Annotated in this window: 15 protein-coding genes; 6 read left to right on the forward strand and 9 right to left on the reverse strand. The window is 66.5% G+C overall.

Features of this window, described 5'->3' with window-relative positions; genetic code table 11:
• Positions 1-153 precede the first annotated feature (153 nt).
• Positions 154-576, reverse strand: a complete 423-nt coding sequence (exbD, locus tag SZ55_RS02270) for a TonB system transport protein ExbD (RefSeq protein ID WP_044400642.1) — start codon at positions 574-576, stop codon at positions 154-156.
• Positions 577-579: 3 nt separating this feature from the next.
• Entirely contained in the window at positions 580-1,725 is a 1,146-nt protein-coding gene (gene exbB / locus SZ55_RS02275) for a tonB-system energizer ExbB (RefSeq protein ID WP_044400645.1), read from the reverse strand.
• 195 nt (positions 1,726-1,920) lie between these two features.
• Here exbB and SZ55_RS02280 point away from each other — a divergent pair, with 195 nt between their 5' ends.
• From SZ55_RS02280 to SZ55_RS02290, 3 genes are all read left to right on the forward strand, one after another.
• A complete protein-coding gene (locus SZ55_RS02280; protein ID WP_044400648.1) occupies positions 1,921-2,778 on the forward strand; it encodes an NAD-dependent epimerase/dehydratase family protein in 858 nt (285 codons plus the stop codon).
• A gap of 1 nt (position 2,779) precedes the next feature.
• Positions 2,780-3,580, forward strand: coding sequence for an AraC family transcriptional regulator (locus tag SZ55_RS02285; RefSeq protein WP_044400650.1), 801 nt, complete (start codon positions 2,780-2,782; stop codon positions 3,578-3,580).
• An 84-nt stretch (positions 3,581-3,664) separates the two neighbouring features.
• Entirely contained in the window at positions 3,665-4,285 is a 621-nt protein-coding gene (locus SZ55_RS02290) for a LysE family translocator (protein ID WP_044400653.1), read from the forward strand.
• A gap of 13 nt (positions 4,286-4,298) precedes the next feature.
• Here SZ55_RS02290 and SZ55_RS02295 read toward each other — a convergent pair whose 3' ends face one another.
• From SZ55_RS02295 to SZ55_RS02320, 6 genes are all read right to left on the reverse strand, one after another.
• Entirely contained in the window at positions 4,299-5,036 is a 738-nt protein-coding gene (locus tag SZ55_RS02295) for a hypothetical protein (protein WP_044400656.1), read from the reverse strand.
• A gap of 60 nt (positions 5,037-5,096) precedes the next feature.
• On the reverse strand, positions 5,097-5,477 hold the full coding sequence (locus SZ55_RS02300) for a RidA family protein (protein ID WP_044400660.1): 381 nt from the start codon (positions 5,475-5,477) through the stop codon (positions 5,097-5,099).
• Positions 5,478-5,597: 120 nt separating this feature from the next.
• Entirely contained in the window at positions 5,598-7,706 is a 2,109-nt protein-coding gene (spoT, locus tag SZ55_RS02305) for a bifunctional GTP diphosphokinase/guanosine-3',5'-bis pyrophosphate 3'-pyrophosphohydrolase (RefSeq protein ID WP_044400662.1), read from the reverse strand.
• A 61-nt stretch (positions 7,707-7,767) separates the two neighbouring features.
• The gene (gene rpoZ, locus SZ55_RS02310) at positions 7,768-8,031 is read right to left on the reverse strand and encodes a DNA-directed RNA polymerase subunit omega (protein ID WP_044400664.1); all 264 of its coding nucleotides are present in this window, start codon (positions 8,029-8,031) and stop codon (positions 7,768-7,770) included.
• Between the two features lie 132 nt (positions 8,032-8,163).
• Positions 8,164-8,784 carry a guanylate kinase gene (gene gmk / locus SZ55_RS02315; RefSeq protein ID WP_044400666.1) on the reverse strand — a complete coding sequence of 207 codons (621 nt, stop codon included), beginning with the start codon at positions 8,782-8,784 and terminating at the stop codon, positions 8,164-8,166.
• 11 nt (positions 8,785-8,795) lie between these two features.
• On the reverse strand, positions 8,796-9,659 hold the full coding sequence (locus SZ55_RS02320) for a YicC/YloC family endoribonuclease (protein ID WP_044400669.1): 864 nt from the start codon (positions 9,657-9,659) through the stop codon (positions 8,796-8,798).
• A gap of 131 nt (positions 9,660-9,790) precedes the next feature.
• On the opposite strand from SZ55_RS02320, the gene rph reads away from it, so the two are divergent.
• The gene (gene rph, locus SZ55_RS02325; protein ID WP_044400672.1) at positions 9,791-10,510 is read left to right on the forward strand and encodes a ribonuclease PH; all 720 of its coding nucleotides are present in this window, start codon (positions 9,791-9,793) and stop codon (positions 10,508-10,510) included.
• Positions 10,511-10,539: 29 nt separating this feature from the next.
• Positions 10,540-10,905 (forward strand): DUF4870 domain-containing protein, encoded by a 366-nt coding sequence (locus SZ55_RS02330; RefSeq protein WP_044400674.1) that lies wholly within the window; start codon positions 10,540-10,542, stop codon positions 10,903-10,905.
• A gap of 54 nt (positions 10,906-10,959) precedes the next feature.
• Here SZ55_RS02330 and SZ55_RS02335 read toward each other — a convergent pair whose 3' ends face one another.
• Positions 10,960-11,739 (reverse strand): exodeoxyribonuclease III, encoded by a 780-nt coding sequence (locus tag SZ55_RS02335; RefSeq protein ID WP_044400676.1) that lies wholly within the window; start codon positions 11,737-11,739, stop codon positions 10,960-10,962.
• Positions 11,740-11,823: 84 nt separating this feature from the next.
• Here SZ55_RS02335 and pyrE point away from each other — a divergent pair, with 84 nt between their 5' ends.
• A complete protein-coding gene (gene pyrE / locus SZ55_RS02340) occupies positions 11,824-12,465 on the forward strand; it encodes an orotate phosphoribosyltransferase (RefSeq protein WP_044400679.1) in 642 nt (213 codons plus the stop codon).
• The last annotated feature ends 9 nt before the right edge of the window (positions 12,466-12,474 follow it).

Here is a 12,474-nt window from a genome sequence, read left to right on the forward strand (position 1 = left end):
GTGTTCGAGCTGCACCATCATGGCCGGCGGCGGCAGCTCGATGGGCTCGGCGCTGACCTTCCAGAACAGGGCCCAGCAGAACAGGGCGACGTGCAGGCCGAGCACCACCAGCAGGCTGATGGCCCAGGACAGGTTTCGCTTTGCCTGGCTCATCTAGTTCCCGACCGTCTCGAGTCCCACCAGGCCGATCTTCAGGTAGCCGGCGCCGCGCAGGGCGTCCATCACTTCCATCAGCCGGCCATAGTCCACCGCCTTGTCGCCACGGACGAAGATGGTCTTCTCTTTGTCGCCGCCGGTGCGCTGGTCGAGCACGGCAGCCAGTTGCGCCTGGTTCACCGGGTCGTTGTCCAGGAACAGGCTCTTGTCTTCCTTGATGCTCAGGTAGATGGGCTTGTCCGGACGTGGCGCGGGCTTGGCGGTGGAGGCTGGCAGGTCGACCTTGATGTCCACCGTGGCCAGGGGCGCCGCGACCATGAAGATGATCAGCAGCACCAGCATGACGTCGATGAATGGGGTGACGTTGATCTCGTGGCTTTCCTGGAGATCGTCACCGCCTTCGTTCAGATGCAGTCCCATGGATCAGCCCACTTTGACCATGTGCGGGGCCGGTGCGCGGTCGGCCGGGGGGTGGTCCAGGTCACGGCTGACCAGCAGCAGGACCTGGGCGGAGGCGTCCGCGACCTGGGCCTTGTAGCCGGTGATGGAACGGGCGAAGACGTTGTAGATGACCACGGCGGGGATGGCCGCGACCAGGCCCATGGCGGTGGCCAGCAGGGCTTCGGCGATGCCGGGGGCGACAACGGCGAGGTTGGTGGTCTGGGATTTGGCGATGCCGATGAAGCTGTTCATGATGCCCCACACGGTGCCGAACAGGCCGACGAAGGGCGCGGTGGAGCCGATGGTGGCGAGCACGCCGGTGCCCATGCTCATCTTGCGGCCGCTGGCGGCGACGAGGCGCTCCAGGCGGAAGCTGACGCGTTCCTTGATGCCGTCCTTCTCGCGGGTGTTGGTCGAGAGCTTCAGCTCGTCGAGGGCGTCCTGCACCAGCACCTGGGACAGGTTGTTCGGGGCGGCGGTCTTGTCGGCGGCTTCCGGCAGGTTGCGCGCGGCCTTCAGGGCCACCAGTTCGCGGCGCAGGCGGCGCTTGGCACCGAGCAGCTCGATGCTCTTGGCCAGCCAGATGGTCCAGGTGAGGATCGAGGCGAGCACCAGGCCGATCATCACGCCTTTCACCACGATGTCGGCGTTCTGGTACATGCCCCAGGGCGACAGGTCGTGGGCCGGCAGGCCTTCTTCGACGGCTTCGGGCGCGGTGCCGGCCAGGGCGGCGGCGAGGCCGTCGCCCAGGCTCAGGCCCTGGTCGATGGCGGCGAGGGTCTTGTCGATCTCTTCCGGGGCAACGCCCTGTGCCTGCAGGGTCTGGCGGGCGGTGTCGCGGATCTGCTCCGGGGTGGCCTGGGGGCCGAGGGCCTGGAGCGTGCTCAGCAGTTCGGCGTTGGCCGGTGCGGCGGGCGCGCTGGCGATCGGCTGTGCACCTTCGGTCGGTGCGGTAGCGCTCGGCGTTGCGGCCGGTTGGGCGCTGGCCGTAGCGGCGGCCGGTGCAGTGGGCTCTTCGGCGAAGGCTGCGCCGGCAGGCAGCAGGGCCAGGCCGAACAGGAGCGCCGCCAGGGGGCGGGCGCGACGGGAAAGCAGAGCGGGCTGGGCGTTGGGTGCAATAGGTTTCATGGCCGGACCTGAAGGTTAATTGCGGTTTCGCCCGCTGGGGGTGTGCGGGTGCGGACAAAGGCTGAATATTATTGCAAGTAATTCTTGTTTGTAAAAGTGATAATGTAACCCCCAATGCGCGATCCGGACGGACGCGCGCGATTTCGCATCCCCCTTCCCAGCCCTTATCCTCAGCACTTTTACGGAGACGCTCCCATGTCCGAATCCCCGCGTTTGCTCATTGCCGGCTGTGGCGATGTGGGTAGCCGACTGGCCCTGAGGATGTTGGCTGAAGGCTGGCGGGTCCATGGCCTGCGGCGAAATGCCTCGGCGCTGCCGGAGGGCGTGCTGCCCATCGCGGGTGACCTGGAGCGCGCCGAGCGGCCGGTCGACTGGCCGACGGACGCGCTCGATGCGGTGGTGTTCTGCGTGGCGGCGAGCCGTCATGACGAGGAGGGCTACCGCGCCGCCTATGTCGAAGGCCTGCGCCACGTGCTGGCCTGGTTGCGCGAGAGCGGGCAGCAGCCCCGGCGCCTGCTGTTCGTCTCCAGCAGCGGCGTCTACGGGCAGCGCGATGGCGAGTGGATCGACGAAGACGCCCCCGCCGAGGCGGATGGCTATTCGGGTCGCGTCATGCGCGAGGCCGAGCAGCTGGCGCTGGACAGCGGCCTGCCGGCCACCCTGGTGCGCCTGACCGGGCTCTACGGGCCGGGCCGCGAGTGGCTGCTGAACCAGGTGCGCATGGGTTACCGGGTGGCGAGCGAGCCGCCGCTCTACGGCAACCGCATTCATGTGGACGATGCCGCCGGCCTGCTGGCCCACCTGCTGCGTGTTGAACAGGCCGGGACGCCGCTGGCGTCCTGCTACTTGGGCGTGGACGATGCGCCGGCACCGCTTGATGAGGTGGTGGCCTGGCTGCGCGAGCGCCTGGGGGTGACGCACTGGTCGGAGTCCTCCACCGTGCGTCGGGCCGGCAGCAAGCGCTGCAGCAATGCCCGGGCCCGGGCGTTGGGTTGGGAGCCACAGTACCCCAGCTTCCGCGAGGGCTACGCGGCGATCCTCAAGGACGCCTGAGGTGGATGCCAACCGGCTGCTGGCCAAGGCCTGGCTGCCTGGGGTCGAGCTGTTCCATGCCGACTTCTCCGGCCAGCCCTTTGGGCGTCACAGCCACGATGCGTTCGCCATCGGTGCCATCCTGCATGGCGTAGGTGGATACCAGTGTCGGGGTGCGCGGCATGCCCTGCCCGCTGGCACCCTGTCGCTGATGAACCCGGAGGAGCCTCACACGGGACACGCCGAGTCGCCCCGGCTGGTGTACCGGATGCTCTACGTGGAAGAAGCCCGTCTGCCGGCCCTGCTAGGGCGCAAGGCCCTGCCACGGGGGTTTGGCGCGCTCAATCCGGGCGATGACGGTGCCGTGGCCCAGGCCTTGGCACGTCTGGCCGGGGAGTTCGAGCGAGGCGACGCACTGGCGCTGGAAAGCGAGCTGCTGGAGCTGCTGGAGCTGGTGTTCGTGCGCCATGGGGGGCTGCGCCCCACGGGCAGCAGTGCGCGCGACGGCGGGGTGAGCGCCCAGTTGCGCGATTACCTGGAGTCGCACTACCGCGAGGCGGTGAGCCTGGAGCACCTGGCCGGTCTGCTGCAACGCCATCCACGCCACCTGATCGAGGCGTTCCGTCGTGCCTACGGAGTGCCGCCCCACACCTACCAGCTGCAGCGCCGGGTGCGTGAGGCGAAGCAGCGGTTGCTGGCAGGCGAACCCTTAGCGAGTCTGGCGCTGGAGCTGGGGTTCTACGACCAGGCGCACTTCTCCAGCACCTTCCGCCGTTTCACCGGGGTGACGCCCGGCCGTTTCCGCCGCGAGGCGCTGCGCTGACGGGCGCCCTGCCCGACCCGACTTTCTTCCAATACGCGAGCACCGGGCCCTGGCGAGACTCCACCGCCTTGCCGTGGAGGTCATATGCTCGCTCTGTTCCTGCTGGTCGCCAGCACCCACTTCGCTGCCTTGTTGTCACCCGGTCCGGATTTCTTCCTATTGTTGCGCGCGGGACTCACCCGTGGGCGCCTGCACGCCGCCGGCTGTGCCTGGGGCATCGCGTTGGCGAACCTGGCGAGCATGTTGCTGGTATTGCTGGCGCTGAGCCTGCTGCCTGCGGAGGGCGGCTGGGTGTGGCGCGCCCTGCAACTGCTGGGTGGGGGCTACTTCCTGTGGCTGGGCGCTCAGGCCTTGATGGCGCGGCGCCGGCTCGACCTGCCCGAAGCCAGCGCTGATGCGGGCCTTGGCTCCTGGCGAAGGGGTGTGCTGGAAGGGTTGCTGGCCAGCAGCGTCAATCCGAAGTTGCCGATCTTCTATGCCGGGCTGTTCGGGGTGCTGCGCTCGGCGCAGATGCCCGACTGGGGCCTGGCCCTGTGCATGGCCTGGATGACCCTGGTGGTGCTGGGTTGGGACCTGGGGCTGGTGCGCCTGGTGTCACACCGCCGCTGGCAGGCCTGGCTGCAACGGCGGGTGGTGGTGCTGGATCGGCTGTGTGGCGGGTTGCTGGCGTTGCTGGGGGGCTGGCTGGTGGTCGGGGCCTTTTAACGGCGGCCTGGCCTCACTGGCGCTCCAGTACCCAAGCGCGCTTGCCGGGGTAGTACTCGGGCATCTCATCGATCTGGGCGCGGTTGCCGGTCTCGAGGATTTCCAGGCGGTTGCCGTCGTGGACGAAGATCCAGGGCGCGCCCTGGTCGCCGAGTTGCAGCCACATGCTGTCGTTCTCGCCGCTCATGGCGGCACAGTCGCCGGCCAGGCAGAGGGCGAAGCGGTCGGCGCCGGGCAGCCCTTCCAGGCGACCGTCGGGGTGGAACAGCACCAGGCCGCCCTGCCCCGTGCCTTCGAGGATCTTCCAGGTGCCGCCGAGGTAGGTCTTGTAGAGGGCGTATTCGAAGCTGCTGCCTTCCGGTGCGCCGTCGGCGGCGGGTTCGGCTGGGCGTACGAAGTGCTGTTCGGGGAAGTTCTCGCTGGCTTCCTGGATCAGCTGGCGCCCCTTGAGGTTCAGGTGCTCGTGGTAGTCGTCGCCGTAGAAGTCCACTTGCCAGCGGCCCTTGCCCTGGGGGACCAGGCGGCCCTCGCCCAGTTCGAAGCCGTTGCTGTAGTTGGCGGTCCCGGCGTGGGTGTCGAGGCTCCACTCCAGGTTGGGGCCGTAGGCGAGCAGGGCCTCGCGCAACTTGCCTTCACGGGCGGCTTCGTCGATGGCGGTCTGGTTGATCCAGACGCCGCTGGGGTCGCTGGGCGTGCCGGCACAACCGGCCAGCAGGGCGGCGCAGATGAGGGGGATGAGGGCTTGGCGCATGGCGGGGTTCCTTCCTTTGGCCGGGTGCAGCGGGCAAGGTGCCCGCTGCGGCCATCGGGTTTACTCGAGGACCAGGATGGCGTCCATCTCGACCTGAGAGCCACGGGGCAGCGCGGCCACGCCGATGGCGGCGCGGGCCGGATAGGGCTGCTCGAAGTAGCGGCCCATCACTTCGTTGACCTTGGCGAAGTGGGACAGGTCGGTGAGGAAGATGTTGAGTTTGACGATGTCCTTGAAGGAGCCACCGGCGGCTTCGGCGACGGCCTTCAGGTTCTCGAACACCTGGACGGTCTGGGCTTCGAAGCCTTCCACCAGCTCCATGGTCTTGGGATCGAGGGGGATCTGCCCGGACATGTAGACGGTGTTGCCGGCCTTGATCGCCTGGGAGTAGGTGCCGATGGCGGCGGGAGCCTTGTCGCTGTTGATCACGGTCTTGCTCATGGAAACTCCTTGTACAGGTGAAAGCACCCCGGGCTGTACCCGGATGGGCGCGGTTGGAGACGGGCCTGGCCATGGGCGGGTGTGCCCGGGCGGCCTCGCCTCCGTGGGTTCAGCGGGCCGTCAGGCGCGCACCCGGGTGATGCGGATCACCCCCTTGAGGGCGCGCAGTTTCTTGATGACCCGGGCCAGGTGCACGCGGTCGTGCACGCTGATCACCAGCTGGACGACACTGATGCGGCCATCGCGCTCGTCCATGCCGATCTTCTCGATGTTGCCGTCGGCGGCGTTGACGCTGCTGGCCAGCAGGGCGATCAGGCCGCGTTGATGTTCCAGCTCGACGCGCAGCTCGACGTTGAATTCGCCGGTGACGTCCTTGGCCCAGGAGAGTTGCACGCACTTCTCCGGGTTGTGGCGGATGTCGCCGATGTTCTTGCAGCTTTCCAGGTGCACCACCATGCCGCGGCCGGCGGAGAGGTGGCCGACGATGGGGTCGCCGGGGATCGGCGTGCAGCACTTGGCGTAGCTGAGCACCAGGCCTTCGGTGCCACGGATCGCCAGCGGGCCTTCGGGGCTGGGCAGCTGTTCGCCATCGCTGGCCAGCAGGCGGCGGGCCACGACGTAGGCCATGCGGTTGCCGAGGCCGATGTCTTCCAGCAGGTCTTCCAGTACTTCCAGGCGGTATTCGCCGAGGACGGCCTGGATGCGCTCGGGGGTGATCTTGTCGAGGCTGCTTTCGAAGCCGGCCAGCACCTTGTTCAGCAGGCGTTCACCGAGGTTGATGGACTCGGAGCGGCGCTGCAGCTTGAGGGCGTGGCGGATGTGGGTGCGGGCCTTGCCGGTGACCACGAAGTTGAGCCAGGCCGGGTTGGGCCGTGCGCCGGGGGCGGTGACGATTTCCACCGTCTCGCCGCTCTGCAGCGGCTCGGACAGGGGCGCCAGGCGACGGTTGATGCGGCAGGCGATGCAGGTGTTGCCGACGTCGGTGTGGACCGCGTAGGCGAAGTCGACCGCGGTGGAGCCCTTGGGCAGCTCCATGATGCGGCCCTTGGGCGTGAAGACGTAGACCTCGTCGGGGAACAGGTCGATCTTCACGCTCTCGATGAATTCGAGGGAGTTGCCGGCACGTTGCTGCAGTTCCAGCACGCCCTTGACCCACTGGCGCGCGCGGGCGTGGGTGCCCTTGGGCTGGTCGTCCTCGGCGGACTTGTACAGCCAGTGGGCGGCGATGCCGTTGTTGGCCATCTCTTCCATTTCGCGGGTACGGATCTGGATCTCGATGGGCACGCCGTGCATGCCGAACAGGGTGGTGTGCAGGGACTGGTAGCCATTGGCCTTGGGAATGGCGATGTAGTCCTTGAAGCGGCCGGGCAGCGGTTTGTACAGGTTGTGCACGGCGCCGAGCACGCGGTAGCAGGTATCCACCTTGTCGACGATGATGCGGAAGGCGTAGACGTCCATGATCTCGTTGAACGCCCGGCGCTTGCCGCGCATCTTCTTGTAGATGCTGTAGAGGTGCTTCTCGCGGCCGATCACCTCGCCTTCCATGCCTTCGCGGGCGAGGCAATGGGTGAGGGATTCCTCGATCTTGGCGACGATTTCCTTGCGGTTGCCCCGGGCCCGGCGGACGGCGGCACGGATGCGCTCGGAGCGCATGGGGTGCATGGCCTTGAAGCCGAGGTCCTCGAATTCCACGCGCATGCTGTGCATGCCCAGCCGGTTGGCGATGGGGGCGTAGATTTCCAGGGTTTCCTTGGCGATACGCCGGCGCTTTTCGCCGGAGAGCACTTCCAGGGTGCGCATGTTGTGCAGGCGGTCGGCCAACTTGACCAGGATCACGCGGATGTCGCGGGCCATGGCCATGGCCATCTTCTGGAAGTTCTCGGCCTGGGCCTCGGCCTTGGACTCGAAGTTCATCTGGGTCAGCTTGCTGACCCCGTCCACCAGCTCGGCCACGGTGTCGCCGAACTGGGCGGTGAGCGCCTCCTTGGCGATGCCGGTGTCCTCGATCACGTCGTGCAGCATGGCGGCCATCAGGCTCTGATGGTCCATGTGCATGTCGGCGAGGATGTTAGCGACGGCCAGGGGGTGGGTGACGTAGGCCTCGCCGCTGCGGCGACGCTGCCCGTCATGGGCCTGTTCGGCGTAGTAGTACGCCCGGCGGACCAGGTTGACCTGGTCCGGGCCGAGATAGGTCGAGAGCCGTTCGGCGAAGGTTTCTATGCCAGGCAAGGCAGTTCTCCTTTCCGGCTATGGCCTCCCTGCGCCGTGCGACGTCGACCGGGCATGGGAATCAGAGCGCCTCGTTGGACTCGTCCTCGAAGGCAGCGAACAGCGGCTCTTCTTCCACGATGTCTTCCTGGGCGATGACTTCGTAATCAACCAGGCCGGCGGCGATCTCACGCAGGGCGACGACGGTGGGCTTGTCGTTTTCCCAGGCTACCTTCGGCTCCTTGCCGCCGGTGGCCAGCTGACGGGAACGCTTGGTCGCGAGCATGACCAGCTCGAAGCGGTTATCGACGTTTTCCAGGCAGTCTTCAACGGTAACGCGGGCCATGGTGTTCCTCGTAGCACAGAGTGGGGTGGCGATGGCTTTGCCCGGAACGGGCGGAGCGGACTGGATAGTCTAAAAAATCACCAGCATTAAGGGAAGCGCTGAATGTTCAGCGCTTCCCGGTGGTCATGTCGATCAGGCCAGCAGACGGGCGAGAAGCGCGCCGTGGGTGATCTGCTGGCTGGCCTGGGCGAGGCGCTGGCTGCGGAAGATCGCGCGCAGGTCCTCCAGGGCGACGGCGAAGTCGTCGTTGATCACCAGGTAGTCGTATTCGACGTAGTGGCTCATCTCGCTGACGGCTTCGCGCATGCGGCGCTCGATGATCTCGGCGCTGTCCTGGCCGCGGTTGTCCAGGCGCTGGCGCAGGGCTTCCTGGCTCGGCGGCAGGATGAAGATGGACTTGGCCTGGGGCATCAGGTGGCGGACTTGCTGGGCACCCTGCCAGTCGATCTCGAGGATCAGGTCGTGGCCTTCGGCGAGTGCCTGCAGCAGCCAGCGCTGGGAGGTGCCGTAGAGGTTGCCGAAGACTTCGGCGTGCTCGATGAAGTCGCCGTGCTCGAGCATGTGCACGAAGGCTTCGCGGCTGACGAAGTGGTAGTTCACGCCATCGACCTCGCCGGGGCGCATGCCGCGGGTGGTGTGGGAGACCGAGACGCGGATGCGCGGGTCGGTGTCCACCAGGGCCTTGACCAGGCTGGTCTTGCCGGCGCCGGAGGGGGCCGAGACGATGTACAGGGTGCCGGGGGTGACGGTCATGGATGGGTCTCTTACTCGATGTTCTGCACTTGTTCGCGCATCTGTTCGATCAACACCTTGAGGTTGACCGCTGCCTGGGTGGAGCGTGGGTCGAAGGCCTTGGAGCCGAGGGTGTTGGCTTCGCGGTTGAGTTCCTGCATGAGGAAGTCGAGGCGGCGGCCGGCGGCGCCACCGGCCTTGAGTACGCGGCGTACTTCGGTGATGTGGGTGCCGAGCCGGTCCAGCTCCTCGGCCACGTCGCTCTTCTGCGCCAGCAGCACCAGCTCCTGCTCCAGGCGCTGGGGGTCGAGCTCGGCCTTCATTTCGGCGAAACGGTCGAGGATCTTCTGCCGCTGCAGGCCGAGCATCTGCGGTACCAGTTCTCGCAGGGCGACGACTTCCTCCTGCATGGCGTCGAGGCGCTCGTTGAGCAGGCGGGCCAGGTCGGCACCTTCACGGGCGCGGCCGGTCTTGAGTTCTTCCAGGGCCTTGCCGAAGGCCTCCAGGGCCGCGGCGTTCAGGGCCTGGGGGTCGGCGGCGTCGGCTACCAGCACGCCGGGCCAGGCGAGGATCTCCAGCGGGTTGAGCGGCGCCGGCTGGCTGACCAGGGCGGCCACGGCTTCGGCGGCGGCCACCACCTGGGCGGCCCGCTCGCTGTCGACCTGCAGGGGCTTGCCGGCCTCGGCTTCGGCGAAGCGCAGGGTGCATTCGACCTTCCCGCGTGACAGGCCCTGGCGCAGCGCTTCGCGCACGGCACCCTCCAGGTCGCGGAAGGCTTCTGGCAGGCGCAGGTGGGGTTCGAGGTAGCGGTGGTTGACCGAGCGCAGTTCCCAGCTCAGGGTGCCGTGGGTGCCGGCCTGCTCGACGCGGGCGAAGGCGGTCATGCTGTGCACCATGGGGAGTCCTCTCGGTGTGGGTAAGGGCGGCGATTGTAGCCGACTCCGTGGCCCCTCCCAACGCGATGATGTCCCGGGGGCGGAGGCCCCCCTATAATGGCCGGGATTTTCCCTCCGACAGGTATTCCCAGATGAAACGTCCCAGTGGCCGCGCAGCTGACCAGCTGCGTTCGATCCGCATCACCCGCAACTACACCAAGCATGCCGAAGGCTCGGTGCTGGTCGAATTCGGGGATACCAAGGTGATCTGCACCGCCAGCGTCGAGGCCGGCGTGCCGCGCTTCCTCAAGGGCCAGGGTCAGGGTTGGCTGACTGCCGAATACGGCATGCTGCCCCGCTCCACCGGTGAGCGTAACCAGCGCGAGGCGAGCCGTGGCAAGCAGGGTGGCCGCACCCTGGAAATCCAGCGCCTGATCGGCCGCTCCCTGCGTGCCGCGCTGGACATGAGCAAGCTGGGCGAGAACACCATCTACCTGGACTGCGACGTGATCCAGGCTGACGGCGGCACCCGCACGGCTTCCATCACCGGCGCCATGGTGGCCCTGGTGGATGCGCTGAAAGTGCTGAAGAAGCGCGGTGCCCTGAAGGGCGAGCCGCTCAAGCAGATGATCGCCGCCGTCTCCGTCGGCGTTTACCAGGGCGAGCCGGTGTTGGACCTCGATTACCTGGAGGACTCGGCGGCCGAGACCGACCTGAACGTGGTCATGACCGACGGTGGTGGCTTCATCGAAATCCAGGGCACCGCCGAGGGCGAGCCCTTCCAGCCCGAGCAGCTCAATGCCATGCTGGCCCTCGCCCGCCAGGGCATGGACGAACTGTTCCGGATCCAGAAGGCCGCTCTGGCCGACTGAGCCGGCCCATCACGACGAGGACGCACCCCATGAATGAGCCCACCCCCGTACAGCAACCGAACCAGGACGTCAGGCAGTGGGCGATGTTCTGCCATTTCGCTGCGTTCCTCGGTGCGGTCTTTCCCTTCGGCAACCTGCTGGGGCCGCTGATCCTCTGGCAGATGAAGAAGGACGTGGACCCCTTCATCGATGCCCAGGGCAAGGAGGCGCTGAACTTCCAGATCACCGTGAGCCTGGCGGGGCTGCTGTGCATCCTGCTGATGTTCGTGGTGATCGGCGTCTTCCTGCTGCCCCTGCTGGGCATTGCCGCGCTGGTGCTGACCATCATCGGTGGCATCAAGGCCAACGAGGGCAAGGACTATCGCTACCCCTTCGCCTGGCGGCCATTGAAGTAGCGCATGCACGAACGAAAAAGCCGGCGAATGCCGGCTTTTTTATGGACGCTGCACTCAGATGCTCAGCAGCCAGTCGTAGTCGACGATCAGCGGAGCGTGCTGGGAGAAGCGCGGCTGGCGAGGCAGGCGGGCACTGCGTACGGTGCGACGCATGCCGGGCGTGAGGATGTGGTAGTCGAAGCGCCAGCCGAGGTTGAGCATCTCGGCCTGCTCGCTGTCCGGCCACCAGCTGTACTGGTCGCCTTCGCGGCTGACTTCGCGCAGGGCATCCACATAACCCATGTTGCCGAACACTTCGTCCATCCATGCGCGCTCGGGCGCCAGGAAGCCGGGGAGCTGCTGGCAGTCGCGCCAGTTCTTCACATCCAGCTTCTGGTGGGCGAGGTAGAGCGACGAGCAATAGATGTACTCGCGACGCTTGCGGCGCTGCTTGTTCAGGTAGTGCGCCAGGTCTTCCATGAACTTGAACTTGTGGTTCAGGTTCTCATCGCCACCCTGGCCCGAAGGCAACAGCAGGGAGGCGATGCTCACTTTGTCGAAATCCGCCTGCAGGTAGCGCCCATAACGATCGCAGGACTCGAAACCGAGACCCCAGATCACTGCCTTGGGTTGCAAGCGCGAATAAAGCGCCACGCCGCCTTGGCTTGGCACTTCAGCATCGCTGGCATAGAGGAAATAGCCATCCAGTTGGAAGGCCGGGTCGTCCAGGTCATAGGCAGAGGCACGGGTGTCTTGCAGGCAGATCACGTCGGCATTCTGTGCTTGCAACCAGCTGAGGAGTCCTCGCTCGGCTGCAGCATGAATACCATTCACGTTCACACTGATGATCCGCATAAATGGCCCCCAAAAACTCGTGCGTGTATGATACCCGAGCTCTTTCTATTTAGCTAAATCCGTGCCGTCCGGGGCTTTTTCACCATGCAGGCGTATCAGCGCGACTTCATTCGCTTTGCCATCGAACGCGGTGTACTGCGTTTTGGCGAATTCACCCTCAAGTCCGGGCGCACCAGCCCCTATTTCTTCAACGCCGGCCTGTTCAACAGCGGCCTCGCGCTGGCTCGCCTGGGGCGCTACTACGCGTCGGCGATCGTCGACAGCGGGCTTTCCTTCGACGTCCTGTTCGGCCCTGCCTACAAGGGCATCCCGCTGGCGGCTTCCACCGCCGTGGCGCTGGCCGAACACCATGACCGCGACCTGCCCTGGTGCTTCAACCGCAAGGAAGCCAAGGATCACGGCGAGGGCGGCACCCTGGTGGGCGCACCGCTGGCCGGGCGTGTGCTGATCATCGACGACGTTATTACCGCCGGTACCGCGATCCGCGAGGTGATGCAGATCATCCAGGGCCAGCAGGCCCAGGCGGCGGGCGTGCTGATCGCCCTCAACCGCCAGGAGCGTGGCAAGGGCGAGCTGTCGGCGATCCAGGAAGTGGAGCGTGACTTCGGCATGCCGGTGGTGAGCATCGTGTCCCTGGAGCAGGTGCTGGAATATCTGGCCGGTGATGCTGAACTGAAGTCGTACCTGCCTGCGGTGGAGCGTTACCGCGCAGACTACGGAATCTGACTCTCCAGC

Source organism: Pseudomonas sp. FeS53a, assembly GCF_000931385.1.
Lineage (GTDB): Bacteria > Pseudomonadota > Gammaproteobacteria > Pseudomonadales > Pseudomonadaceae > Metapseudomonas > Metapseudomonas otitidis.